32 protein-coding genes are annotated in these 26,931 nt (G+C 31.6%); 7 read left to right on the top strand and 25 right to left on the bottom strand.

All coding sequences use genetic code 11. From position 1 onward, the window contains the following. The first annotated feature begins 134 nt into the window (after positions 1-134). The 5 genes from hsp18 (CLORY_RS17640) to CLORY_RS17620 all read left to right on the top strand — a co-directional run bounded on the left by hsp18 (CLORY_RS17640) (position 135) and on the right by CLORY_RS17620 (position 3,738). Complete coding sequence (hsp18, locus tag CLORY_RS17640; RefSeq protein WP_079426923.1) at positions 135-575, top strand: heat shock protein Hsp18; 441 nt, start codon at positions 135-137, stop codon at positions 573-575. An 85-nt stretch (positions 576-660) separates the two neighbouring features. Further along, entirely contained in the window at positions 661-1,104 is a 444-nt protein-coding gene (gene hsp18, locus CLORY_RS17635) for a heat shock protein Hsp18 (protein WP_079426921.1), read from the top strand. A 220-nt stretch (positions 1,105-1,324) separates the two neighbouring features. Continuing rightward, positions 1,325-2,203, top strand: a complete 879-nt coding sequence (locus tag CLORY_RS17630) for a radical SAM/SPASM domain-containing protein (RefSeq protein WP_079426919.1) — start codon at positions 1,325-1,327, stop codon at positions 2,201-2,203. Positions 2,204-2,225: 22 nt separating this feature from the next. Then, positions 2,226-3,017: a rhomboid family intramembrane serine protease gene (locus CLORY_RS17625; RefSeq protein WP_079426917.1), complete on the top strand. Its 792-nt coding sequence runs from the start codon at positions 2,226-2,228 to the stop codon at positions 3,015-3,017. Positions 3,018-3,033: 16 nt separating this feature from the next. After that, on the top strand, positions 3,034-3,738 hold the full coding sequence (locus CLORY_RS17620; RefSeq protein ID WP_079426915.1) for an aspartate/glutamate racemase family protein: 705 nt from the start codon (positions 3,034-3,036) through the stop codon (positions 3,736-3,738). 70 nt (positions 3,739-3,808) lie between these two features. Here the strand turns inward: CLORY_RS17620 and CLORY_RS17615 are convergent, their stop codons facing one another. The 12 genes from CLORY_RS17615 to CLORY_RS17560 form a co-directional block, all read right to left on the bottom strand. Beyond that, positions 3,809-5,830 carry a methyl-accepting chemotaxis protein gene (locus tag CLORY_RS17615; RefSeq protein WP_079426914.1) on the bottom strand — a complete coding sequence of 674 codons (2,022 nt, stop codon included), beginning with the start codon at positions 5,828-5,830 and terminating at the stop codon, positions 3,809-3,811. Positions 5,831-6,096: 266 nt separating this feature from the next. Continuing rightward, positions 6,097-7,476 carry a replicative DNA helicase gene (locus CLORY_RS17610; protein ID WP_079426912.1) on the bottom strand — a complete coding sequence of 460 codons (1,380 nt, stop codon included), beginning with the start codon at positions 7,474-7,476 and terminating at the stop codon, positions 6,097-6,099. A 24-nt stretch (positions 7,477-7,500) separates the two neighbouring features. Further along, positions 7,501-9,396, bottom strand: a complete 1,896-nt coding sequence (lonC, locus tag CLORY_RS17605; protein WP_079426910.1) for a Lon family ATP-dependent protease — start codon at positions 9,394-9,396, stop codon at positions 7,501-7,503. A 38-nt stretch (positions 9,397-9,434) separates the two neighbouring features. Beyond that, the gene (gene rplI / locus CLORY_RS17600) at positions 9,435-9,878 is read right to left on the bottom strand and encodes a 50S ribosomal protein L9 (protein WP_079426908.1); all 444 of its coding nucleotides are present in this window, start codon (positions 9,876-9,878) and stop codon (positions 9,435-9,437) included. Beyond that, positions 9,875-11,860 carry a DHH family phosphoesterase gene (locus tag CLORY_RS17595; RefSeq protein ID WP_079426906.1) on the bottom strand — a complete coding sequence of 662 codons (1,986 nt, stop codon included), beginning with the start codon at positions 11,858-11,860 and terminating at the stop codon, positions 9,875-9,877. The genes rplI and CLORY_RS17595 overlap by 4 nt, the downstream gene beginning before the upstream one ends. Before the next feature lie 42 nt (positions 11,861-11,902). Next, positions 11,903-12,217, bottom strand: coding sequence for a MazG-like family protein (locus tag CLORY_RS17590; protein WP_079426903.1), 315 nt, complete (start codon positions 12,215-12,217; stop codon positions 11,903-11,905). A gap of 122 nt (positions 12,218-12,339) precedes the next feature. Then, entirely contained in the window at positions 12,340-12,603 is a 264-nt protein-coding gene (rpsR, locus tag CLORY_RS17585) for a 30S ribosomal protein S18 (protein WP_079426901.1), read from the bottom strand. Positions 12,604-12,622: 19 nt separating this feature from the next. Beyond that, complete coding sequence (locus CLORY_RS17580) at positions 12,623-13,075, bottom strand: single-stranded DNA-binding protein (RefSeq protein ID WP_079426898.1); 453 nt, start codon at positions 13,073-13,075, stop codon at positions 12,623-12,625. Positions 13,076-13,087: 12 nt separating this feature from the next. Next, a complete protein-coding gene (gene rpsF, locus CLORY_RS17575) occupies positions 13,088-13,375 on the bottom strand; it encodes a 30S ribosomal protein S6 (protein ID WP_079426896.1) in 288 nt (95 codons plus the stop codon). 88 nt (positions 13,376-13,463) lie between these two features. Beyond that, complete coding sequence (locus CLORY_RS17570; RefSeq protein ID WP_079426894.1) at positions 13,464-13,679, bottom strand: DUF951 domain-containing protein; 216 nt, start codon at positions 13,677-13,679, stop codon at positions 13,464-13,466. Position 13,680: 1 nt separating this feature from the next. Continuing rightward, positions 13,681-14,541: a mechanosensitive ion channel family protein gene (locus tag CLORY_RS17565; RefSeq protein WP_079426892.1), complete on the bottom strand. Its 861-nt coding sequence runs from the start codon at positions 14,539-14,541 to the stop codon at positions 13,681-13,683. A 28-nt stretch (positions 14,542-14,569) separates the two neighbouring features. Next, positions 14,570-14,818: a putative Se/S carrier protein gene (locus CLORY_RS17560; protein WP_079426890.1), complete on the bottom strand. Its 249-nt coding sequence runs from the start codon at positions 14,816-14,818 to the stop codon at positions 14,570-14,572. 183 nt (positions 14,819-15,001) lie between these two features. Between CLORY_RS17560 and ytvI the strand changes: the two genes are divergently transcribed. Both ytvI and yyaC read left to right on the top strand, forming a co-directional pair. Beyond that, positions 15,002-16,057, top strand: a complete 1,056-nt coding sequence (ytvI, locus tag CLORY_RS17555) for a sporulation integral membrane protein YtvI (RefSeq protein WP_079426888.1) — start codon at positions 15,002-15,004, stop codon at positions 16,055-16,057. A 48-nt stretch (positions 16,058-16,105) separates the two neighbouring features. Continuing rightward, positions 16,106-16,681, top strand: a complete 576-nt coding sequence (gene yyaC / locus CLORY_RS17550) for a spore protease YyaC (protein WP_079426886.1) — start codon at positions 16,106-16,108, stop codon at positions 16,679-16,681. A gap of 2 nt (positions 16,682-16,683) precedes the next feature. Here the strand turns inward: yyaC and CLORY_RS17545 are convergent, their stop codons facing one another. From CLORY_RS17545 to rpmH, 13 genes are all read right to left on the bottom strand, one after another. After that, complete coding sequence (locus CLORY_RS17545) at positions 16,684-16,935, bottom strand: YkuS family protein (protein ID WP_079426884.1); 252 nt, start codon at positions 16,933-16,935, stop codon at positions 16,684-16,686. A 123-nt stretch (positions 16,936-17,058) separates the two neighbouring features. Further along, positions 17,059-17,556: a DUF4446 family protein gene (locus tag CLORY_RS17540; protein ID WP_079426882.1), complete on the bottom strand. Its 498-nt coding sequence runs from the start codon at positions 17,554-17,556 to the stop codon at positions 17,059-17,061. 44 nt (positions 17,557-17,600) lie between these two features. Then, entirely contained in the window at positions 17,601-18,458 is an 858-nt protein-coding gene (locus tag CLORY_RS17535; protein ID WP_079426880.1) for a ParB/RepB/Spo0J family partition protein, read from the bottom strand. A 4-nt stretch (positions 18,459-18,462) separates the two neighbouring features. Further along, a complete protein-coding gene (locus CLORY_RS17530; protein WP_079426878.1) occupies positions 18,463-19,233 on the bottom strand; it encodes a ParA family protein in 771 nt (256 codons plus the stop codon). Between the two features lie 250 nt (positions 19,234-19,483). After that, complete coding sequence (gene noc, locus CLORY_RS17525; protein WP_079426876.1) at positions 19,484-20,251, bottom strand: nucleoid occlusion protein; 768 nt, start codon at positions 20,249-20,251, stop codon at positions 19,484-19,486. A gap of 105 nt (positions 20,252-20,356) precedes the next feature. Further along, positions 20,357-21,088, bottom strand: a complete 732-nt coding sequence (rsmG, locus tag CLORY_RS17520) for a 16S rRNA (guanine(527)-N(7))-methyltransferase RsmG (protein ID WP_079426874.1) — start codon at positions 21,086-21,088, stop codon at positions 20,357-20,359. After that, positions 21,076-22,971, bottom strand: a complete 1,896-nt coding sequence (mnmG, locus tag CLORY_RS17515) for a tRNA uridine-5-carboxymethylaminomethyl(34) synthesis enzyme MnmG (RefSeq protein ID WP_079426872.1) — start codon at positions 22,969-22,971, stop codon at positions 21,076-21,078. The genes rsmG and mnmG overlap by 13 nt, the downstream gene beginning before the upstream one ends. A 10-nt stretch (positions 22,972-22,981) precedes the next feature. Next, entirely contained in the window at positions 22,982-24,361 is a 1,380-nt protein-coding gene (mnmE, locus tag CLORY_RS17510; protein WP_079426870.1) for a tRNA uridine-5-carboxymethylaminomethyl(34) synthesis GTPase MnmE, read from the bottom strand. A 76-nt stretch (positions 24,362-24,437) separates the two neighbouring features. Beyond that, entirely contained in the window at positions 24,438-25,064 is a 627-nt protein-coding gene (gene jag / locus CLORY_RS17505; protein WP_079426868.1) for an RNA-binding cell elongation regulator Jag/EloR, read from the bottom strand. A 31-nt stretch (positions 25,065-25,095) separates the two neighbouring features. Continuing rightward, positions 25,096-25,989, bottom strand: coding sequence for a membrane protein insertase YidC (yidC, locus tag CLORY_RS17500; RefSeq protein WP_079426866.1), 894 nt, complete (start codon positions 25,987-25,989; stop codon positions 25,096-25,098). Positions 25,990-26,009: 20 nt separating this feature from the next. After that, entirely contained in the window at positions 26,010-26,231 is a 222-nt protein-coding gene (yidD, locus tag CLORY_RS17495) for a membrane protein insertion efficiency factor YidD (RefSeq protein WP_207652233.1), read from the bottom strand. Continuing rightward, the gene (gene rnpA, locus CLORY_RS17490; RefSeq protein ID WP_079426862.1) at positions 26,212-26,580 is read right to left on the bottom strand and encodes a ribonuclease P protein component; all 369 of its coding nucleotides are present in this window, start codon (positions 26,578-26,580) and stop codon (positions 26,212-26,214) included. The genes yidD and rnpA overlap by 20 nt, the downstream gene beginning before the upstream one ends. A gap of 55 nt (positions 26,581-26,635) precedes the next feature. Beyond that, the gene (gene rpmH, locus CLORY_RS17485) at positions 26,636-26,770 is read right to left on the bottom strand and encodes a 50S ribosomal protein L34 (RefSeq protein ID WP_079426860.1); all 135 of its coding nucleotides are present in this window, start codon (positions 26,768-26,770) and stop codon (positions 26,636-26,638) included. Between the last annotated feature and the right edge of the window lie 161 nt (positions 26,771-26,931).

The raw sequence follows: 26,931 nt of genomic DNA, 5'->3' as shown, positions 1-26,931 counted from the left end.
AATTATTTCTTATAATTTCATACTGTTAGTTACATTTTTATCCTTTGACTTTCTTTGACTTTAATACTAATATATACGTGTAAGGACAAAGAAAGTCAAAGTAAAACAATATTTATTTTGGGAGGTTGATAATTATGTTCGGTTTAGTTCCATTTAGCAGAAATTCACTTAAAAGAGGAGATGATTTCTTTAATAATTTTATGAATAGCTTCTTCGATGAAGATTTTCTGCCGCAAAGCTTTTTAAACACTTCTTCTTTTAAGCTTGACCTAAGAGAAGATGAAAACAACTATGTTATAGAAGCTGATATTCCTGGTGTTAATAAGGATGCAATCAATATTGAATATGAAAACAACTATCTTACAATCTCAGCTAAAAGAAATGATTCTATAGAAGAAAATAAAGATAATTACATCCGAAAAGAAAGACACTATGGTGAGTTTAAACGAGCTATCTATGTAGACAATATTGACGAAAGCAAAATATCTGCAAGCTTTAAAAATGGAGTATTAAATATAACTTTACCTAAGCTTGATAAAGATATTGCTAATAAAAGAAAAATACAGATTAATTAAAATGTAATAGTGATTCTACATTATATAAATTAAAAATGTAAACTATATAAAAGGGTAAAAAAATTAATTTTGGAGGTTGATATATATGTTCGATTTAGTTCCATTTCATAAAAATTCAATAGGAAGAAGAGGTGATGATTTCTTTAGTAACTTCATGAATAATTTCTTTGATGAAAGTTTTATGCCGCATAATCTTTGGAATAGCTCTACTTTTAACCTTGATCTAAAAGAGGATGAAAATGATTACGTTGTAGAAGCTGACATTCCTGGAGTTAATAAAGAAGCTATCGATGTGGAATACTCTAATAACTATCTTACTATTTCAGCTAAAAGAGATGATTCCACAGAACAGGATAAAGATAATTATATCAGAAAGGAGAGACACTATGGGGTGTTCAAAAGAACCATATATGTAGATAATGTTGATCCTAACAACGTTTCTGCAAGCTTCAAGGATGGTGTCTTAACAATAACGCTTCCTAAACTTGAGAAAACTTCTGTAACTAAAAGAAAAATAGATATTAATTAAGGCTATATAATTTTGCTTCTAGAATATCTTAGACATCAAAATAAACACAATTCATTTAATATATAGCACATTAATTAATATTTAATATATAGATGCTGTTTCGGCAAATACCGAAGCAGCATTTTTTAGTTCACGTAAACTATAACCTTGTTTATGCTGTTATTTTAAGTACGCATATATGGTATAATACTATTATTATTTTATACAAAGGATGAATCTAATGAGACACTTTAAGCGAATATATATTGAAATTACAAATGTATGTAACCTTTCATGTACATTTTGCCCTAAAACTAAGAGATCGCCTCAATTCATGGATATTACTACATTTAGAAATATTCTTGAAAATATATATGGCTATACTAAACATTTATGTTTTCATATAAAGGGTGAGCCTCTGCTTCATCCCGAAATCGATAAATTTCTAGACATAAGCCATGATATGGGTTTTAAGGTTAATTTGACTACCAACGGTACTTTGATAGATAAAGCTGAGCAAAAGATTCTAAATAAACCAGCATTAAGACAGGTAAATTTTTCGCTGCATAGCTTTTCTTCAAATGATAAGTTTATTACTATGGAAGATTACTTAAATAATGTTTTATGTTTCACAAATAAATCCGTTGAAAATTCTAATACTATTATAGCTTTGAGGCTTTGGAACCTTGACAAATCAGACATAAGAAACTCTGAAAGGCAAAGAAACAGAAACCTTCTATCCATTATCGAAAATTTCTTCAATTTAGATTTTCAGATAGAGGAAACCATAGCGTTAAATAGCGGAATAAAGCTGAGGGACAGGGTCTTTTTAAATCAAGATTACGAATTCAAATGGCCTGATTTAAGCATAACTTCAGAAAATACAAAAGGCTTCTGTTATGGTCTTAGAAGTCATATGGGATTTCTTGTGGATGGTACTGTTGTTCCATGTTGCCTTGACAATGATGGTGATATACCTCTTGGAAACATCAACTTCTGCTCCTTTAGTGAAATCTTAAGCAGTCCTAGGGCAGAAAACATGTTTGATGGTTTTTCCAATGGTAAAATAGTTGAGGCTCTATGCAAAAGATGTGGTTATAGAGAGAGATTCAACGGGTAAGAAATATATTAGGGGGTATACTATGAAAATCTTAGATAAGCTCGAAAGACGTTTTGGAAGGTATGCTTTAAGGAATATAATGCTCTATATAGTAACTATAAATTTAGCGGTATTTGCATTATCTTATCTGTATCCAGAAGCAAATGTGGAGTTTAGACTGATGCTTATTCCGTCTCTTGTTCTTAAAGGTGAAGTTTGGAGGCTCATAACCTTCATATTTATTCCTCCAAGCAGTTCAATAATATGGATTCTTTTTTCACTGTATCTATATTATCTTATAGGAAGTTCTCTTGAACATGAATGGGGAAGCTTTAAATTTAACCTATTCTACTTCATCGGAATAATAGCAACTATTGCAGCTTCTTTTTTAACTAATTCTGCTGCCACTGCTTCGTTTATTAATATGTCGTTATTTTTAGCCTTTGCATACCTTTTTCCGAATTTTGAGATCTTGCTCTTTTTTATTCTTCCGGTAAAAATGAAGTACCTTGGCTTACTAGATGTTGCGTATATAGCTTATAGTATTATATTTCTTCCTGTGCCTTCAAAAGCAGCAGCTGTAGCTTCTGTTATAAACTGCATCATCTTCTTTGGTCCTGATATAGTATCTGGAATGAAAACTAATGGGTTATCCTATTTTAGGAGAAAAAAATTCAGTGCAAAGGTAACTTCACGTCCCTATATGCACAAATGCACTGTCTGCGGTAAAACTGAACTTGACGATCCAGATATGGATTTCAGGTATTGTTCAAAATGCAGCGGGGATCACGAATACTGCATGGATCATCTGTATGACCACAAGCATATAGAATAGATGGAGGAACATATGTATGGAAAAACTTGGACTAATAGGCGGTTTAGGCCCTGAATCAACATTAGACTATTACAAATTAATAATAAAAAAATATCAACAGAAAAACAATTCCGTTGGTACAAAGCTTCCTGAATTTTTAATAAGCAGTGTAGATTTATATTCTCTGTTAACCTACATAAACGAAAACCGGCTAGATAAACTTACCGATTTTTTACTTGATAAAGTTAACGAACTATATAAGGCTGGTGCAACCTTTTGTGCTATAGGAACAAACACTCCTCATGTAGTTTACAAACCTCTAGCTCATCGTTCGCCAATACCTGTAATAAGTATTGTAGATGCAACGTTTCACAAAGCAAAAGCACTTAATTTAAAGAAACTGCTGTTACTTGGAACTAAATATACTATGACTCATAAATTTTATCAGGAAGCTTTTACAGCAAATAGTATTGAACTCATCACTCCTAATGAACAGGATATAAATAGAATTGATAACTGGATCTTTTCTGAGCTTGAACATGGAGTAATAAAAAGTTCAACAAAGAATGAATTGCTATCCATAATAAAGAAGTATAAAGACAATTTTAATCTTGATGGCGTAATTTTAGGTTGCACTGAACTTCCACTTATCTTAACTGAGAGCTCGTTTGGATTGGAGTTTCTAAACACTACAGATATACATTCTGATGCTTTGGTTGACTATATGCTGAATAATCACTAGTAATCGCTTATAAAGCCAGCTTAATTCTAAATTAAGCTGGCTTTTATCATTGGTATATTAACTTTATCCTTTACATATCAAGCTTAAATTTTGAAGTTATACTCTTCAATTCATTAGCTCTGTATAAGTTATCCTTAGCACTTTGTCTAATCTCATCTATATGCTGAACCATTTTAGCAGTTTCATCTGATATACCTTGTGTACCTGTAGCCCCTTCATTAATAGTTTCTGCCATTTCATTAATTGCTTTTGCTACACCGTCTATAGATGCATTCAGCTCTTCAGCTAATGCGCTGAAGTCCACCATGAACTTATTGATATCCTCTGCATCTCTGTTATAGTTGTCTCCAATCTTAATCATATTATCGTAATCCTTATTGACATTCTGCTCGATGTACATTAATACCTGTGAAGAACTTTCATTTAATATCTTTACAGATTCCTTTACTTTTTCAACTACTTTTTGAATTTGTCCTACAGTTTCAGCCGATTGGTCAGCTAATGCCGCAACCTCCTGTGCAACAACTGCAAATCCTCTTCCGCTTTCTCCTGCTCTTGCAGCCTCAATAGCAGCATTCAAGGATAGTAGATTAGTCTGGTTACTTATATCCAATATGGATTTTGACAAGCTATCAATCTCCTCTACTGCTTTACTTCCTTCGATAGCTTTCTGTAATTTTATCCTTATATCATTATAGATATTATTAGATTTCTCTATAGCTTCACTGGTTTTATTTTTAACGTCTAAAGCTCTGGTAAATATATCTTCTGTTTTCTGTAATCCATCTCCTGATTTATTGGCCATCGAAGCAACTGCTTGGCTCATTTCTCCTGTAGAAGCTGAAATCTCCTCAATAGTAGCTGCTGTCTCTTCCATTCCAGCTGATAAAGTTTCTGTTGTTTCGGAATTCATCGCTGCTTTCTCACTTAGATTCTTTGTCAAATCCTCTACTAGAACTGCATTTTTATTTATACTGTCACAAGCATTAACCATACTAATCATAAATTCATTCAGTTGTTTAACCATTTTATCTGTCGATTTAGCAATGACACCCACTTCATCATTTCTCTTCCTCAGCCTGTCATAATTTTTATCATTAGTTAAATCCAAATTTGCTGTCTTATCTATGAGTTTAGATATTTCAACTATAGGATTAGCTATCTTAGCAGATATGACAAAAGCTAGTAACGATGCAATAACAACAATTACTGCACTGACTGCAATAATTAAAATCGTAGTTCTAGTGATCTGAGCATTAAATTTACTTACAGTGCTACACATTACTACTATCCAATTAGCTCCATTCACTATTTTATAGGCAGCTATTTTCTTAGACCCATCGAATTTGTATTCTACAATATCTTCTGATTTTGCCTTATTGCTGCTGTTTTCCTTCACTACTTCTTTTATTTGCACGTTTTCAACTGGTTTTCCTATCTTAGATTTAATAGGATGATAAATCATTTTTCCTTTTTCGTCTACTAAATATGCATAGCTTGAATCGTCATTCTTTAGCCTTATTTTTTCAAAATACTTATTAAAAGTTTCTCCCTTTACAGCAGCTGCAGCATAACCAATTAATTTGGTTTTATCCATTACTGGATATGTAAATACTATGATAGGGGCCTTAGTTGATTTTGATATAAGTGTTTCACTCATTACTGCCTTTCCTGATGATTGAAGAGATTCTTTATTATATTGCCTTTCACCTATATTTTGTCCTATCAATCTTGAATCAGTATCTGCAACAATAATACCATCTGTATTAACTACAAATGCGTGCTCCAGATTTCCCTGCTTATTAGCATACTTGGTGAGTTCATCATTTACAGTGTTCAACAGCTTTTGATCTTTAGTTTTTAGAAACTGATATATATCAGTATTTTTCGATAGTGCAGTGACATTTGCTTTTTCCTTATTAATAACTTCACCTATAGTTTCCCCCAAAGATTCATCAACTAGCGATAAATCACCTTTAGCCGTTTCCTCATAAGACATTGTAGTAAATATAGCTGAAATAGCTGTAGTTATAGTCATAGAACAAATTAAAGTAACAATAGTAAATAACATTATTTTTTTCTTAATGGTCATATACCGCCTCTTCTTTCTGTGTTTTTTACGTTTTAAAACGTTTTCAGCTGCGTATAATAAATAAGTACTTATTTGCTATATTATAACATAATATAAATGAAAATAACAGATTATTCTGAAATTTCTATAATTAATAAAGTTACTTTTTTTACATTTATGTCTATTTAAGTAAAAAATGCTGCATCGTTAAGAGTATCTTCATCTAACATAGATTTAAAGATCTATGCAGATGAAATATCTTAATTACGACACAACATTTTCTAATTTTACTCCTGATGAAAAGAATCAAGCGTAGCGAATTTACTGAATTGACCAAGCCAAGCTAATTTAACTGTACCTACTGGACCGTTTCTTTGTTTAGCTATTATACACTCAGCCACATTCTTGTCTTCTGTTTCCTTATTATAATATTCATCTCTATATAAGAACATAACCACGTCAGCATCCTGTTCTATAGAACCTGATTCTCTAAGGTCTGAAAGCATCGGTCTATGGTCAGCTCTTTGCTCTGGAGCTCTGGATAGCTGGGACAATGCTATAACTGGACATTGCATTTCTTTTGCAAGTGCTTTAATAGAACGAGATATCTCTGATACCTCTTGCTGTCTGCTTTCACTTCCAGAACTTCCACTCATAAGCTGTAAGTAGTCGATCATTATGATATCTATACCGTACTCAAGCTTTATTCTCCTGCATTTAGAACGCATTTCCATGACTGACATTCCTGCAGTATCATCAATGAATATTTTGCTTGCTGCAAGTGGTCCTGAAGCTCTAGCTATGTTTTCCCAATCACCATCTTCAAGATTTCCTGTTCTTAGTTTTAACATATCTACATTAGCCTGAGAACACAATAACTTATACGCAAGCTGTTCCTTAGACATTTCCAAGGAGAATATAACAACGCTTTTACCAGATCTTAGTGCTGCATTTTCTGCTATATTTAGAGCAAATGTGGTTTTTCCCATGGAAGGTCTTGCTGCAATAAGAACCATATCACCCTTTTGGAATCCGGATGTTTTACTGTCAAGATCACTAAACCCTGACGGAACCCCTGTAATGTTTCCTTTATTATTAAATACTTTTTCTATTTCAAGGAAGCCTCTTTCAAGGACTGAACTTATTGGTTCATAATCGGCAGTGCTTCTTTTTTCAGCGATATCGAATATCCTCTTTTCAGACAAGTCAAGAACTTTAGATACATCATCCTGCTTGTCATAGCAATCCTCTATTATCTCTGTAGAAGCACGTATAAGTTTCCTAAGCATAGATTTCTCAGCAACTATCTTTATATAAGTTTGTAAATGCGCCGTCGTTGGAACCGAATCACTTATTTGAGTAATGTAAGTTATTCCTCCGGCTGCTTCCAGCTTATCATTTGCTTTCAAATATTCTGTAAGAGTTACTAAATCTATTGGGGTGTCCTTCTGAAATAAGGCAACTAATGCACTAAAGATGACTTTATGAACATCCCTATAGAAGTCTTCACTTCTAAGTGTTTCTACTGCTTCTGCTATCGAATTTTTATCTATTATCATAGAACCGATAACCGATTGTTCCGCCTCAACATTCTGGGGGAGACTTCTAAGCGATGCAGTTACATTTGTGCTATTTTTATTTTCATCTGTTCCATTTTTATTTTCCATAAAAAACTGTCTCCTCCACGATTACTAAAAAATAAAGTTCATAAGCTCCTCTATATTTTTGACATACTCGATTTCTATATTTTCAAGATTTTGAGGAGCCTCTTTCTTATTTTCATAAGGGAGAATAACTGTCTTTATCCCTTTTCTTCTGGCACCATAAACCTTCTCAAAAATACCTCCCACAGGCTTTATATTACCTCTGATAGATATTTCTCCTGTAATTGCCACATTCTGTTTTATCGGTTTGTTAAGTATAGCACTTATTATACAAATTGTTATAGCCGCTCCTGCAGATGGTCCATCAATTTTTCCTCCGCCTATAACATTAACATGAATATCATAATCATTAATGTTTTTATTTGTAATTTTTCTTATTACAGAAGTTGCATTAAATACTGAATCCTTAGCCATAGAACCGGCAGTATCATTAAACCTGATATGCCCGCTGCCTTTCTTTGTCTCAAAAACAGCAGCTTCTATTTCTATAGTTGAGCCTAAATACCCACTCACCCCGAGGCCGTATACATGTCCTATCGCATATTCCTCCTCATCATTAATGCTTTGGTAAGGAACTAGACGTTGGACAGCTATAACATTTTCAATGTCCTTCAAGGTAACCCTTATATTTTCGCAGTTTTTATTATTATAAACTACATATCCATAAGCATCAGACAATATACTTATCGCTCTTCTTCCTTCTACTGTGTATCTGCTTATAGTGTCAGCCACTCCATCTTCTATTTTTATATTAAGTTTATTAGCAGCATTTATAACGATATTTTTTATATCTTCTGCAGATAATGGCTCAAAATATACCTCTGCGCACCTTGATCTAAGTGCAGGATTGATCTCTCCAGGCTCTCTTGTGGTAGCGCCGATAAGTATAAAATCTGCTGGTGCTCCATTCTCGAATAAATATTTTATATATTTAGGTGTACTTTCATCATCTGGATCATAATATGCTGATGAAAATTCTACTTTTTTATCTTCTAAAACTTTAAGAAGCTTATTTTGAAGTATATTATCCAATTCCCCTATCTCATCTATAAAAAGTATGCCGCCATTTGCATCGGTTACTAGCCCCGGTTTAGGTTCAGGAATACCGACTTCTGCTAAATCTCTTTTACTTCCTTGATATATGGGGTCGTGAACAGATCCTAATAATGGATTAGTTATTTCTCTTGGATCCCATCTTAATATTGTACCATCAACTTCTATAAATTTTGCATCTTGTTTAAATGGAGTATATTTTAATTTTTTAACCTCTTCTAAAGCTAATCTAGCAGCTGTGGTTTTTCCGACTCCAGGAGGTCCATATAGAATTATGTGTTGTGGATATGGCGATGCTAACTTCGCAAGCAGAGCTTTAATAGCTCTTTCTTGTCCAACTATTTCATTAAAACCTTCAGGCCTCAATATGTTTTGAATGTTATTTGCTAATTTGTTTTTACTTATATTTTTAAGATTCTCATATTTTTTTAATGTCTTAGCATTCTCAGGTCCTTTTTGCTTTCTAATAATGCTGAGCCTTACATCATCAACATATTTATCCTGTCTTTCTACTAAAGCCTGCTCAACTTGAGCTTCTATCTTATTTTGAATATACCTTTTAGCAACGGCCTCTACAATCCATTTATTTGTAGTATCATTTAAAATATCTTCTATTTCCTCATCACTTTCTGGAACATTTGTAGCTATTCCTTTACCATCGCTTATTATTTTATTAAGGGCATAAACTCTTTTAGAAATATCATTACTATTTACATACTTCTGAAGCTTATACTTTATTGTTCTAGCTTTTACTGCACCCTGATCTAATACATTATTAGCAATGTCATATAATACATTAATTTGTGCCTGTATGGATGATTCCTCTGTTATCTCAAGCTGCCCTTCATTTATTTTAAACTGAGATTTCAATATATATCCTCCTAGTTTTAGCTTATTATAATAAGCAACTATTTTTCTGTTACAATAACCTTCATCTTCGTGCTTACTTCTGAATACAGCTTAACTTCAATATCATAAATACCTGTTTGCTTTATCGTATCCATATCAATTTTTTTCTTTTCTACATCTAGTGCATATTGTTTCTTGATAGCATCAGCTACATCCTTATTAGTTACTGCTCCAAAAAGTCTTCCGTTCTCACCGCTTTTAGCTATTATTTTAATTTCTTTTCCTTTTAATTTGTCAGCTAATCTCTGAGCTTCTTCTATTTCTGCTAATCTCTTCTTTCTTTCTTTTTCATTCTTCTGGTTTAATATATGCATGTTTTCATCAGTTGCTTCTTCAGCTAACTTCCTTGGGAAAAGAAAATTCCTTGCATATCCATCTGAAGCATTTATTACTTCACCTTTTTTTCCTACGCTTTTTACATCCTTTAAAAGTATTACTTTCATTTATATTCATCCTCCATTAATTTTTTATTAATTATATTTTTTAGTTGTTCTACTGCTTCATCCACCGATGTATTTTCCAGCTTTGCACCAGCCATAGTCATATGTCCGCCTCCGCCCAGACTTTCCATTATCATCTGAACATTTATGCTTCCCAATGACCTTCCACTAATATGGACATCATTATCTATTTTAACAAAAACAAATGATGCTTGAATACCCCTAATATTTAAAAGTTCATCAGCAACCTGTGCAGCTAAAACTGTATCATTGATATCTTCTGGACATACAGCTATTGCCACATCGTTCTCTGTTACAGCAGACTGTAGTATTTGTGCTCTTTTAATGTAAGTATCCAGATCATCTGAAAATAATCTCTTAACATCTACAGTATCTGCTCCAAGCCTCCTTAAAAAGGATGCCGCCTCAAAGGTTCTTACTCCAGTTTTAAAGCAAAAATTTTTTGTATCTACACATATACCAGCTAAAAGTGCTTCTGCCTCCACTTGTTTCACATTAACTTTTTCCTCTATATATTGAATTATCTCCGTTATAAGCTCAGATGTAGATGACGCATATGGTTCTATATAACTTAGTATCGTATTGCCTATATAGTCAGGTGCCTTTCTATGGTGATCTATAATCACAATTCTTCGGGATATATTTACTATTTCTTCGCTTAGTACATAGCTTCTATTATGTACATCTACTAAAACCAGCAAACTGTTTTCATCAAATTTTTCTTTAAAATCATCTGTATTTATAAAAATATCACTATAGTCTATATCACCGCTGAACTTTTGTAGAAGCTGCTTTATCCCATTTATAGGTGGTTCTAATACTATATTGCATTTCTTATCCAAATTTCTTATGATTGATGCTAAACCAACGGCGGCACCAAAACAATCTGCATCTGGATTTTTATGTCCCATTATAAATACAGTACTGCTTTCCTTTATTAAATCTCGCATAGCTTGAGCTATCACTCTAGCTCTAACTCTAGTTCTCTTCTCTACCTCTTTAGTTTTACCACCGAAAAAAGATAGTTTTTCTCCGTCCTTAACAACTACTTGGTCGCCTCCTCTTCCAAGCGCTAATTCCTTAGCAGAGTTAGCATAACCGCCGTTTTCAATAGGAGTTTCTCCTCCCATTCCAACTCCTATACTCAATGTCACTGCAAGTTTATTTCCTACGTTAATCTCCCTTACAGTATCCAATATTTCAAACTTTTTTCTTATTTCCTCGGTAATAAATTTGTGCTGTACAGATAAAACATATTTGTTAGAAGAGTATTTTTTGAGCATAGCTTTCAGGTTTTGTGCATAATTGTTTATGCATTTTTCTATTTCAGCTATGAGGATAGGCTTTTCACTCTCTTCGGTCATCTTTACTACATCGTCAAGATTATCAACTTCTATGAGCATAACACATTCTCTGTTGTCATATATCTTTTTCGTTTCAGTCACATCATTCAAATAGAATAATATTATCTTATCATTTTCATCTCTACTGTCATCAACGTTAATTAAGCTTATATATATATTATAAAATCTATCTTTTATATTTACATCCTTATATGATTTTTCATTAAGCTCCTTTATATTTTTTAGATTTACTATCTTTATTATATTCTCTATATTCTTTCCTAAAATTTCCTCCTGTTTTAATACTGAGGTTGTATTCTGGTTATACCATACAATATTTCCATTACTTCCTGTTATAATCAATGGAAATGGAGAATTTACTAATGTATTTCTAGTAGCTACATCAAGTTTCAATGAAAAATTTTCTATAAATTTTTTCCACTCATGCTTTTGCAGTTTTATAGCTCTTATATTATAGACTACTAGTATAGCAAATAAAGTCAGTACTACTATTCCAACAACAATATGCCTATAGTAAAATAGCAAAGATATAACCAAAGCCATAATCAACATATATAGTATATTATTTGTAGAGAAATAGTTATACTTATTATTATCCATTCTCTTATCCGCCTTTCAGTATTGCTACTATCGTCAATCTTTTTATTTGGTTTTTATATGATTGTTAAGTCTGCTTAAACTCTTACCATTTTTCTCAATAGTATCTTCTTCAATTATTCCAACTCTTAATTTTTTCTTTATGTTCTCGTCTACAGAAGTATATGAATATCCCAACCTATCGGCTAATACATAAAGAATTATTATTGCGCCTGAAATACATTCCAAAACAGCTTCTTGAGCAACATTACTGCCTTTAGTTAACAATCTGAAAAATTCGCCTATTATACAAAGTAGCTGTGCCTTTAATTCTTCAATTATCTTAATATCAGACATAATATTAAAATCTTCTTTTCTCATACCATCAACCCCTTACATATTACCCTAATCTCTATTTTAAGTTTCTTTTACAGTTTTTGCAACAATAAAAAAACTGCCGACAAAGTTTAAACTTCCATCAGCAGTTCTTTAAACATAGTTTTTTATTCTGTTGTAAATGGTAATAATGCTATGTTTCTAGCTCTCTTAATAGCATCTGTAAGTTCTCTTTGATGCTTAGCGCAGTTACCGGAAATTCTTCTTGGTAATATCTTACCTCTTTCAGTAACATACTTTCTAAGTTTGTTTATATCTTTATAATCAATTGACTCAGCTTTATCTACACAGAATGCACAGACCTTTTTCTTGCCTCTCTTCATTCTGGATCCGCCTCTTTTTGCTGAATCTTTTTCTTTCCTATCACTCATGCTTTATCCCTCCTTACCTTTAAAATGGTATATCTCCATCGTCTACAGGAGTCATATCCATATCAAATGAATCGCCTGCTCCTGAAGCTCCAAAATCAGAATTATTGTTGTTTCTTGTGTTATTGTTCATACCTGCTCCTGAATTTGTTCTGTCTCCTCTATCTAGGAACTGAACTTCATCAGCAACAACTTCTGTAACATATCTTCTTGTTCCATCTTTAGCCTCATAATTTCTTGTTTGAATTCTGCCACTAACTCCCATAAGTCGTCCCTTACCCATGTAATTAGCAGTGGCTTCAGCTTGCTTTCCCCATATTACAACAGGAATAAAATCAGCTTCACGCTGGCCATCTCTATTAGGCATTCTTCTATCTACAGCTAAAGTTATGGTGGCAACAGCATTTCCAGTACCAGGAGCAAATCTTAACTCCGGATCCTTTGTTAATCTACCAATTAAAACAACCTTGTTCATTATGGCACCACCCTATTTCTCTTTCTTAACTATAATATGTCTTATAACACCATCAGTAATTCTGAATATTCTATCTAATTCCTTTGGTAATTCTGGATTAGCACTAAATTCTACTAACGTATAAAAGCCTTCGCCAACTTTATCTATTTCATAAGCAAGTTTTCTCTTACCCCAGAAATCAACGTTGTCAACTACTCCGCCACCATTCTCGATTACACCTTTAAACTTTTCGATACTAGCTTTTACGCTCTCCTCGTCAGTTGATGGATGTAATATGAATATAGTTTCATATTTTCTCATCAAATCACCTCCTCCCCCTGGACTAACGGCCATAACGTAATATTCGTTACAGCAGGGACTACAACTATTGATTTTATCATATTCATTTTTAATTTTCAACATCTTTTTCAATTTCTTTATTTTCTTTAATTACTTTTTTTGTGTCTTTTTCAAATTTAGATCTCGGAAGCATAACTATTCTGCCACACCCACAGCACTTAACCTTTATATCTGCACCAAGTCTTATCACTTCCCACTCTTTGCTGCCGCAAGGATGTTGTTTCTTAAACTCCACAATATCTCCAATATTAAATACCTTTGACATGTTATTTCCCCTCTCCTTTATCTACACTTGAATAATTTGTTGTAACCTGTGGAAATCTTATTCCATTTCTATCTAGCTCCTTCTTTAAAAAGGTTCTAAGCTCATTTTCACATTGCCATTGGGTCATAGCCTTGGCCTTACCTACTACTCTTATGCTGACTCCTCTTCCGCTTAATGATACTATACCGACTACATCCGGTCCCTCTACCAAATCATCATTACTCTTCTTAAACTCCTCTACAGCATCCTCTAATACCTTAATTGCACTATCTGTATCTTCATCGTAAGCTATCTCTACATCTACCATAACACGCATATCACCTTTTGAATGATTAGTCACATCTGTTATAAGTCCATTTGGAATAATATGTAAATCACCATTAAAATCTCTTATTTTCGTTATTCTCAATTCTAAACTTTCAACTATTCCATCCTTACTTCCTATTGTTATATAGTCACCAACTACATACTGTTGTTCAAGCAGAATAAAAAATCCATTTACTATATCTTTAATTAAACTCTGTGCTCCAAATCCAACTGCAACACCACCTATTCCAGCAAAAGTAAGACCTATTTTGCCAAATAGTATAGTTATAATACCTCCTATTCCAATGAAATAAACCGTATATCTTAATATACTCGTCAATAACGCTACTAATGTCTTGGTTCTGCTTTCGTCTAATGATATCCTAAGCTTATTTTGAGTTCTTGCTACCTTTTTTATAATTATTGTTCCAACCTTTATAGATATATACATGCAAACAATTATAGCGATTATGCTTAGTAGATTTATAAGTACATTATTAATATTATCTTCAGTTAAATTTTTAGTAATAAATTTTATCACTTCATTATTCTTCATAAAAATTTTCTACCCCATTTAAGTAATACTATAATATTTTTCTCATTTCATTTTCTTCTTTTTTATATAAATTTTTGTAGATAGTTTCTCCTCTTTCTAGCAATTGTTTTACTTTTTCACCTTGTTCTTCTTCAACTCTTATACTTATTCCACAACTTTTTGTTATATAAGTTGGTGTTGGCATCACAGCCAGTCTAAAATTCTGTGCTTTTAGATATCTCTCTGTCTTCATTGCTCCACTAGAATTTTCAAATGTTATTAAATAATATTTTTCCAATCAAACCACCACCTGTAATATAGACACTCTATTAATTTACATTTATAATAAGATTAATGTAAAAAACTTCTTAAGTTTAATACACTGTCCCAATTCTATTTTATCATTAAATTCTCTTAATAAATAGTATTATGTAGAATCTTTGTTTATATCATAGACAAACAAAGTATAAGGAGGTTTATAATGTCAAAATTAATAGATCATCTCGATAAAACTATATTATTTTTTATTATTTATTCTATAGTTTTTTTCACATTTATTGAAACTCTAGGCTTCACGTTGCCATTTGTACTTGCTTTACTATTTGCTTTTATATTGAAAAAGCCTACTAGATTTATCTCAAAGAATCTTAAAATTTCAGCTTCCATCTCTGCCTTGGTAACGACTATTATTTTTTACTCAATTCTATTTTCGCTGCTGTTTTGGGCATCATCCTCTATTATTTCAGAAGTTGTTGAGCTTGGAAGAAATGTACCCAATTACATACCTGATATATCCGACTATAGTACCCATATAATCAATAAGATACAAACATATTATAATAATTTAGATCCTACCGTTATTAAAGCAATACAAAGTTCTCTATCTGGTATTACTTCAAAAATTACAACTTTGATTAATACACTAGTAAAAGGCGTTATTGCAATGTTAACATCATTTGTTTCGTCTATTCCGTATTTTGTTATGCTTTTTGTGTTTACGCTAATATCTACATATTTTTTTACCAAAGATTTATCAAAATCAGATAAAAATTCAAAATTGTTGTCTAATTTTAACGATAGTGCTTCAAAGATTATTTATATTTATAATGAAACAAAAAAAATGCTGTTGAATTATATTTTATCATATTTACTGGTTGTTACAATCACTTTTATTGTAACACTTATGGGGTTCATCATACTTGGAATAAATTATGCATTTGTATTAGCTTTACTCTGTGCAATCCTTGATCTTATGCCTGTACTTGGAATGCCTCTGGTTTACATACCGATTGTATTTGTTCAGTTTTCAAATGGCCAGTACATAACAGCTATTGCTCTATGTATACTTTATGCTTTAGTATTTATAATTAGACAGATTTCAGAACCTAGGATCGTATCTTCTTCATTAGGTCTTCATCCTGTTTCTGTACTTGCAGCGATTTTCATAGGATTAAAGGCTTATGGCGTTATCGGTATGATGTTCTGCATATTCTTAGTTGTATTTTATAATATATTTAGAAAAGTTAATGTGATATAGAATATATTTCCTCCTTATTGGATAAACTTCTAATAAGGAGGGTTTTCTATGAATAAAGATAAAATTATTTTGGATAGTGATAATATAAACTCTGTTAATATACTTATGAATTTATTATATGATTGTATGAATATAGAACTTGCAAGTGGTAAAACTATAGTGTTTCTATGTATAGGTACCGACCGTTCTACAGGAGATAGTTTAGGTCCTCTAGTTGGAGATAAGCTTGATTTTCTAAACCACAGTAGAATTGTGATCTATGGTAATTTGAAATCACCAGTTCATGCAAAGAATTTGCAAGATACACTTAATTTAATAAAAATAAGTTATACTGATCCCTATATTATTGCTATAGATGCTTCTCTTGGCTCTATTCATAATGTTGGGAAAATTATTATTGAGAACAAGCCATTAACTCCTGGTGCAGCTATGAATAAAAAGTTACCGCCTGTAGGTGACCTTAGCATAACTGGTATTGTTAATATAAGCGGTTCTTTAGAATTTATGGTTCTGCAGAATACTCGATTGTATACTGTTATGCGTCTAGCAGACCTTATTTCAACTTCCATTTTTAATTCTGTTTCAAAACTTTGTGATAATTCCGAATTTGCTTCTATAAAATAATTTTACATTACACTGGAATAAAACCTGTTATTTAATATATTTTCTATATCATCTACACTTTTATTTCCATAATCAATTATTAGTGTCCCTTCAGATTTATAATTAATTTTTGAATTAATTTTGCTTAAATCACAATTTTTTAAATTACATATTATTGCGTCACAAGGCGTTTTAGGATCATCTATTATATTATAACCTTTTTTTTCAAGATCATCTTTTATATTTAAATCACTATCAAGTATATATATATTCATTTTTTTCACCTCCACTAAATATTATTGTCATTATATTATGTATTATTCAAAACATTTCTTAAAATGAAAAGGGAAAGTGATCATGCCAGCAATTTTTAGCCAACAGAGATCACTTCCCCTTTATTATTTATGCATAGCCTCGTTTAAGGCTTCTTGTTCCTCATCAGATAGATCATACCTTGAAAGCCCTTTATCAATAGGCTTCGCGTATGTAGTACTATCATTTCTACCATATATTCCTGTAATGATAACTCCACTGTTCTTATTATCCAACAATGCTATTGAAAAACTCAAATCACTTCCTACATCTTCAAAAGCTTTATATCTTATTATTGATATCTTTTGTACGCATGTATCTACTTTTCTTTCAATTGCGCTTAACAATCCTTTTACATCCTCACAAGTTCTACTTGCATTCTCTACTTTATCTAAATATTGAAGTATTGTTTCTTCAAGATTCTTATTTTCTACACCACGCATGAATGATCTATACTTTCTCTTCAATTTTCCTAAAGAACTCATTACTGCAATAAGCATAAAAAACAATATTATTACTATTAAAGCTAGTACACAATCTATGATAGGTCCATAATATTTTATAATGTCTAAAATGTAATCCATTTTTACCTCCTGCATATTGTTTCACGTGAAACATTAAAGTAGTTTTACATCTTAATTAGATCTATGATTCTGTTTAGATCTTCCTCCGAATAGTACTCAATTTCAATTTTTCCTTTTTTCTTATTATTTGCGGAGATAACTACTTTAGTATCAAAATAACTTTCTAATTTTTCTTTGACATTCTCATAATATATTGAATAATCCTGTTTTCTATTAGTCTTAGATTTATTTTCACTATTTATACTTTTTACAAGTTTTTCAGTTTGTCTAACACTCAACCCATCATCTATAATTCTTTGAGCAAGCTCATACTGAAGATTCCCCTCATTCACTGACAGTAGCGCCCTGCCATGTCCTTCACTGATAACACCATCTATTAGATAGTTTCTTACTCGTTCATCTAGATTAATTAATCTAATAGAATTTGCTATAGCTGTTCTTGACTTTCCTATTCGTTGTGACAGTTCCTCTTGAGTAATATCAAAGTCATACATTAATTTCTTGTATGCATTTGCTTCTTCAATAGGATTTAAATCTTCTCGTTGTATATTTTCAATCAATGATATCTCTAAGGTTTGTCTATCATCTAAATTCATTATAACGACTGGTATCTCTTTTAACCCAATAAGCTTTGCTGCCCTCCATCTTCTTTCACCAGCTATTATACTATAAAATTCTCCATCCTGTTTTACAACTACTGGTTGTATTAATCCATGTTCTTTTATAGATTCCCCCAGTATTGCAATTTTATCTTCATCAAAATATTTTCTAGGCTGATCATCGTTAGATTTAATTTTATTAATATTGATTTTAGTTACTTCATCTCTTTCATTTTCTATTGAAATTTCTTTAGGTATTAATGCATCTAATCCTTTTCCTAATCCATGTTTTCTTACAGCCACTATATCAACTCTCCTTTTGTCTGCTTAAAAACTCCTTCGATACTAATGAAAAAGCTTCTGCTCCTTTGCATTTTTCATCATATAACATTATTGGTAATCCAAAACTTGGAGCCTCAGCAAGTCTAATATTTCTTGGTATGGTTGTACTGTAAACCTTATTCTTAAAATACTTTTTAACTTCAGTTGTAACATCATTACATAAATTATTTCTTCTATCATACATAGTAAGTATGACACCTTCAACCTCTATATGTCTATTTAGCGACTTCTTAACAAGATTGATTGTATTGACTAGTTGTCCCACTCCTTCTAATGCATAAAATTCGCACTGAATAGGTATCAATACAGTGTCTGAAGCAGTAAGAGCATTAATAGTTAGAAAGCCCAATGATGGTGGACAATCTATAAAAACATAATCAAATTTTTCCTTAATATTGTTTAATTTATCTTTAAGTATTGTTTCTCTGTTTTCTTTTTCAATAAGTTCTACTTCTGCACCTGCTAAGGAAACTATAGACGGAAGAACATACAAATTCTTGATAAGGCTGCTTTCAATTATTGTTTCATTAATATCTATATCTGTAGTTAATACATCATATATTGAATTTTTTATTTTTTTCTTATCAAAGCCTAAGCCGCTAGTAGTATTACCTTGTGGGTCTATATCAATAGTTAATACCTTATACCCTTCCATAGCTAAATACGAACAAAGATTAATATTGGTAGTAGTTTTTCCAACTCCACCTTTTTGATTAAATACACATATTATTTTCATTTTTTCTAACTAAAAGAATAAATTCTTAAGTTTTTACCTCCTTTCTACAAGAGTTCATTTGTAAAACATAATAATATTATATATTTATAATGGTACAACTTCAACTAACTGAGTGAAAATTATTTATATAGAAAATAATATCATCTCAGCCTAAATTAAATGAATCTTGATTTTTCATTTCAGCACACATAAAAAGCTGCTGTAATACATATTAGCATCACAACAGCTTTTTGTTTCACGTGAAACATTTCTATTTTTTGGGAATTATTATTGTAACTCTTACATCTCTATCTGATTCTTCTGTTTTATATTTAGCACCTACTCCATACTTATCAAATATTTGCTTTATAGTATTTAAATACACCCTAGTATTAAATGAAGTTTTTACTCTTTTCTTAAACTTTTCTTTTTCATTTTTGATTAATACTGATTCAATAAAATCTTCTGTCTGTTTAACATTTAAACCTTTCTTTATCACAACATCTAATACATCCTGTTGAACTTTGTCATCTGATATTTTCAAAAAAGCTCTTGCATGTCTTTCAGTAAGTCTATTATCCAGTATCCTCTTCCTTATAGAGTCTGACAATTTCAAAAGTCTTAACTTATTAGCAATAGTTGACTGCTTTTTGCCTATATATTCTGCAAGTTTTTCTTGAGTATATCCATGTTCCTTTATTAAATTATAATATGCCTCTGCCTCTTCAAGAAAGTTTAAATCCTCTCTCTGAAGATTTTCTAATAATGCTATGGATGCAGATTCTTTATCATTCACGTCAACTAAAATAATAGGAACTTCTTCTAACTCTATCTTTTTAGCAGCTCTAAGTCTTCTTTCACCAGCCACTAGTTCATATGAATCATTGCCAAGCTTCCTAACCGATAACGGCTGAATGATCCCATAATGCTTAATTGATTGAGCCAACTCTTCAATGGAATCTTCGTCAAAACTCTTACGAGGTTGGTACAAATTAGGTACTATTTTATTCGGTGATACATATATAATTTCTTTCTGCATATAATCCATCCCTCTATTTGCATTTGTTAATATTTTCTATTTATTTTTTAAAATTCCTTCTTTTTGTCTAATATTTCGTATGACTAATATTAACATATTTTTACTTTAAATAATAGGCTTTTTAGAAATATTTGCCGATTTTCGTGGAAACCTATCAGGTGTGGACTGTATTTTCTTAATAATCACCAAATTATGCATAAATTCTGTGTCTTCAATAGTTACCGGAATTACTTCCTCCAATTTTCCACCCAAAACTTTTATAGCATTTTTAGCATCCAAAATCTCTTTTTCAACTGCTGGTCCCTTCATAGCTACAAAGTATCCATTTATTCTCACAAATGGTAAACAATATTCGGATAATGACGACAAATTAGCTACAGCCCTCGAAATAGCACAATCATACCGTTCTCTAAACTCGTTCTTAATTGACATCTCCTCTGCTCTTCCATGAAAAGTCTCTATACCTTTTAGTTCAAGACTTTCTATAACACAATCTAAGAATTTAATTCGTTTATTTAATGAATCTAACAATGTTACATTTATATTCTCATTAACTATCTTAATAGGTATACCAGGAAAACCTGCTCCAGTACCTACATCTATTATATTTTTACAATTATTCAACTTCGAAAACTGAAATGACTTTATCGAATCAATGAAATGTTTTTGAATTATTTCCTTATCATCAGTAATTGCCGTTAAATTTATTTTTTCATTCCACTCTTTAATAAGTTCTTTATACTGTATAAATCTAGCATATACAATATCATTAAATGTTAACTTTTCATTGCCGAAAGCCTTTTTAAGTAATTTGTAACAATCATCTACCTTTTCCAATCTTTACCCACCTTCTTATTGTATTGCTCAATATATATCAAAAGCACATTAATATCTGCAGGCGATACTCCCGATATTCTGGAAGCCTGACCAATATTTAGAGGCCTTATCTTTCCAAGCTTTTGTTTCGCTTCTATCCTTAAGCTGTTTACATCATTATAATCTATATCAGGTGGTATTATCTTATTTTCATACTTACTAAACTGTTTAACCTGTTCAAGCTGTTTTTCTATATATCCCTCATACTTAGATATAATATCTATTTCCTCAATAATGTCTCTGCTTAAAACCGGTCTATCTTTATCTAGTTCTATGACAGATTGATAATCCAATTCTGGACGTTTTATAAGTTCATATAATGATATGGGTTTTTTTAGATCTGTAGAATTCAAGTTTATTAATATATCATTTACTTCTTTCTTATTAGTTATCTGAAGCTTTTTAAGTCTATCTATCTCATCTTCTATTGCTTTTTTTCTATTTAAGAATTTAGCATATCTTTCTTTACTAACTAATCCTACATCATATCCTTTTTCAGTTAATCTCAAATCAGCATTATCCTGCCTTAGTAACAATCTATATTCAGCTCTAGAGGTCATCATTCTATAAGGTTCATTTGTTCCCTTTGTAATGAGATCATCTATAAGAACACCGATATATGATTCTGATCTCTTTAAAATAAGAGGTTCTCTTTCCTCTAATTTTAATGCAGCATTTATACCCGCTATTAATCCTTGGCCAGCTGCTTCCTCATAACCAGATGTACCATTTATCTGTCCAGCACCAAAAAGTCCCTCTATAGCTTTAAATTCAAGTGATAATTTAAGCTGTGTTGAATCTATACAATCATATTCTATTGCATATGCAGTCCTCATTATCTCAACATTTTCAAGTCCCTCAATAGTTCTAAGCATTTTTACCTGAACCTCTTCAGGTAGAGAACTAGACATCCCTTGAACGTACATTTCCTCAGTATTTTCACCTTCAGGTTCTATAAAAATCTGATGTCTGTCCTTGTCTGGAAACCTCATTACTTTATCCTCAATCGAAGGGCAATAACGTGGACCTATACCAGCTATTGATCCATTATAAATAGGAGATCTATTAATATTATTTCTTATAACGTCATGTGTTTCTTCATTAGTATACGTTAAATAACATGGAACTTGATCTCTCTCAATATCGCCACTCATAAATGAAAATGGAGTAACTACTTCATCACCACTTTGAATTACCATCTTGCTGAAATCTATAGATCGCTTATTTACTCTTGATGGTGTACCAGTTTTAAACCTTCTTATAGTTATACCATTATCAATTAATGATTGTGATAAGCCATCGGCGGCAAACATCCCATTAGGACCACCGCTATAATTTACTTCACCAATAATTATCTTAGATTTGAGATATACTCCTGTAGCTAGAATAATTACTTTTCCAGAGTAATAAGCCCCATTTTTAGTGATGACTCCCTTAACTTTATCCTTCTCTACATCTAGAGATATAACTTCTATTTGCTTGATATATAAATTTTCCTGTTGCTCTAATACGTGTTTCATTCTAAACTGGTATTTTTTCTTATCCGCCTGTGCTCTTAGAGAGTGTACTGCTGGACCCTTTGACGTGTTTAACATTCTAGACTGTATATAAGTATTATCAATGTTTACTCCCATCTCTCCGCCAAGAGCATCTATCTCTCTTACGATATGTCCTTTTGCAGTACCTCCAATGTTAGGGTTACAAGGCATAAACGCAATGCTATCAAGATTCATAGTGCACAAAAGTGTTTTATGCCCCATTCTAGCACATGCCAGTGCTGCTTCACATCCGGCATGACCTGCCCCTACCACAATTGCTTCATATTCTCCCCCAAAATAGCTCATTCTTTTTTCCCTACTTTCCTATGCAAAATTCAGAAAATATTTTATCCAACAAATCTTCTTGAAGACTATCACCTGTAATCTCTCCAAGGTTATTCAACGCATCCTTTAAGTCTATTGAAGCTAAATCTATTTCCATATTATTATTAAGTGTTTCTAATGAGCTGGTGCAATTTTGCTTAGCTCTTATAAGCGCTTCTTTATGTCGTGTATTTGTAATAATAGTATCATTATAATTAAGCTTACCAGAGAAAAACATTTTACTAATTTCCTCTTTAAGTCTATCTAGCCCATCACCTGTTACCATAGAAATATTAATATATTTTTCTACACCATACTTTTTTAAATCTTCTACATCAATATTTTTTACTAAATCTAACTTATTAAGCAAGACGATATTTTTCTTTCCGCTAATTCTATCAAGTATATTAATATCCTCTTCCTCTAATTTTCTACTAGCATCTAAAACTGTTATTACCAAATCCGCTTCGTCAATTTTATCTACAGATCTTTGTACACCTATCTTTTCAACTACATCTTCTGTTTCTCTTATTCCAGCAGTGTCAATTATTTTAATTGGTATACCACCTAAGTTTATATATTCTTCTATAATATCTCTAGTTGTTCCTGGAATGTCTGTGACAATAGCTCTGTTTTCTGAGAGCAATATATTTAAAAGAGACGATTTACCAACATTCGGTTTGCCAACAATAACTGTGCTTATACCATCTCTAACTATTTTTCCTTCATCTGCAGTTTTTATGAGATATGTTATCTCATCTATAATTTTATTTATATTACTTTTTAACTGCTCCAAAACTACATCATCTAATCCTTCTTCGGGAAAATCAACTGTAGCTTCTATTTCTGCAAGAATTCCAAGGATCTTATCTCTTATTTCTTTTATTTTGCGTGATACTCTACCCTCAGCCTGCATAACAGCCGACTTCATTGCAATATCTGTCTTTGACTTAATTATATCCATAACTGCTTCAGCCTGACTTAAGTCAATTCTTCCATTTAAAAATGCTCTTTTAGTAAACTCACCTGGTTCAGCTAAACGAGCACCCCTTTTAATAACCTCTTCTAATATTCTTTTAGCAGCCATACTCCCACCATGGCAATTAATCTCTACTGTATCCTCAGCAGTAAAGCTTTTTGGTTTCTTCATATAACTAACTAAAACTTCATCGATAACATCCTCTGAATCCTTATCAATTATAAATCCATACCTCATAGAATATGGCCTCATATCCATCAAACTTTTATTAGTTTTTCCTTTGAATATTGAGTTAACTAGACTAAGCGCTTTATCTCCTGATACTCTTATTATTGATATACCAGCCTCTCCAATACCTGTGGCAATGGCGGCAATCGTATCATATTCTCTCATTTTAACCACCTTTATATGTCTTATTTAGAGGATACTTCACTTGTAATTTTGTCTTATATGCCTAAAAAGAAAGCCTTTAGGCTTTCTTCAAAGTTACTACTACTCTTCTATATGGTTCATCCCCCTCGCTAAATGTCTCTACACTAGAATCATTTTGAAGAGCGGCATGTATAATTCTACGTTCATATGGGTTCATAGGTTCTAATTTAAAACTTCTTCCAGCTTTCTTTACCTTATAAGCAGTTTTTTCAGCAAGTCTTCTTAGAGTATCTTCTCTCTTGCTTCTATAGTTCTCTGTGTCTAAAACAACTCTCTTATATTCCTGTGATTGATCCTTATTAACTACTAAACTTACAAGATATTGAAGAGCATCAAGTGTCTCGCCTCTATACCCTATAATTATGCCCATATTAGGACCAGATAAATCTATTTTTAATAAATTATCTTCGTCCTGAATACTGATTTCAGCTTTTACATTCATGTTATCTAGTATCTCTGATAAAAACTTCTTAGCCTCATAAGAACTATTTCTTTTTTCCTTTACTATTATTCTAGCAGGTTTTGAGCCTATTATCTTAAATAGTCCCTTGCTTCCTTCATCTAATATTTCTATCTCTACTCTATCTTCTGTCAAGTTTAATTCTTCCAAAGCACTCTTTAAGGCATCCTCAACTGTTTTTCCAGTTGCTTCTAGACTTCTCATATTAAAACACCCACCTTATTATAAAAGAATTCTATTTCTTCTTATTCTTATTTGTTTTATTCTTTTTATTTTTAGTAGCATTTGAATTATTTCCAGTACTTTTACTAACATTCTTCTTGCTATTATATTCTGCTTTGGATCTATACTTACTATCAACTGCTGTTTCCAAGGATTTTTTAGAAACGGATTTATTAACTGATTTATTATTCAAATCTTTACTTTTTATTGTTTCTTCATTCTTTTCTGCTTCCCTATTAAGTATGCTACTTCCAACTGTATTTTTAATAAGTCCCATTTTAATCATAAACACACTCTGACCCAATTGTATTAAATTACTAACTACCCAGTACATAACTAATGCAGATTTAAGTTTTAAACTAGATACTCCTATTACTCCAGCCATCATTATATTCATAGTGGACATAGTCTTAGCCTGCGGGTTATCACCCTTAGGCATCATTATAGCTGAAGATACATAAGTAGTTAAAATTGCAAGTATTGTTAGTATAAATGTGTTATCTGGTTTACCAAGAGTGAACCACAAAAAATGAACATTATCTATTCCTTTAATACTGTATAGTATTGAATACATAGCCATTAATACAGGAAATTGTATTAGTATTGGTAAACACCCACCAAAAGGACTAGTACCATGCTCTTTATATAGTTTCATTAACTCCTGTTGAGATTTTTGAGGATCATTTTTATATTTATTCTGTATCTCCTGCATTTTCGGTTGTAATTCTTGCATTTTTGCTGAAGATTTAGTTGATTTTATATTTAGCGGTAACATTAAAAGCCTTATTATAACTGTAAAAAGTATAATGGTTAGACCGTAAGAATAGTTATCACCCTGTACAAAAATCTTAACGAATTGATGTATCAATTCGAAAAAGTTATTCAGTAGATTTCCTAAGAAGCTCAATGTATTATCCTCCTGATAATTTATTTTACCGGATCATATCCACCCTTACTGAAGGGATGGCATCTTAATATTCTTTTTATTGCCATAAAACTACCTTTTAAAGGTCCATAACGCTCTATAGCTTCCATAGCATATTGTGAACAAGTTGGATAGAATTTGCAGTAATATTTATATCTTTGCTTTTTCCATGGAGAAATATATTTTTGATAGAATATAATCAATCTAATTAGGATTTTCTTCATTATTATAAAGACCTGCCTTTTTAAAAAGTTTGAGCATAGAATTTTTAATCTCCTCATAACTTTTATCTTTGCTGCTAACCCTAGAAACAAATATTAGATCTAATCCATTCTTTATTCCTGAATTATTGAGTCTATAACATTCTGAAATTAACCTCTTAACCCTGCTTCTTACAACGCTTTTCCCAACTTTTTTGCTTACAGATATGCCGACTCTATTATAAAGACTTCCATCTATACAATTCCTTTTATTCTTATATACATAGAGCACCAGTAGTTCTGTAGAAAAAGATTTTCCTCTTCGATAAGCAATTTTAAAATCCGTATTTTTCCGTAATCTTTCTTGTTTCATTAAAAATATTTCTCCTCATTTCTGCAATTACAGAAAAAGGCCACTTAAGCGGCCCTTATGCTGTCAATCTTTTTCTACCTTTTTGTCTTCTTCTCTTAAGAACATTTCTTCCTGAAAGACTACTCATTCTCTTTCTGAAACCATGTTCTCTCTTTCTCTGTTTCTTTTTAGGCTGATATGTCATAAACATTCACATGCACCCCCTTTATTGCTGGTGTTTTATAGCAATTACTTTACTATCTATTGTAATAAAAGTTTCACCATATAATTATATATGTACCTAAAATATATGTCAAGAAATAAGTCCCATACTATTCATATTTATTAATCACTATATTTTTATTTCTATAC

The organism is Clostridium oryzae (genome assembly GCF_002029235.1).
Classification (GTDB): Bacteria; Bacillota; Clostridia; order Clostridiales; family Clostridiaceae; genus Clostridium_AE; species Clostridium_AE oryzae.
The sequence above is the reverse complement of the archived record's forward strand: the minus strand, read 5'-3'. Positions and strand labels throughout refer to the sequence as shown.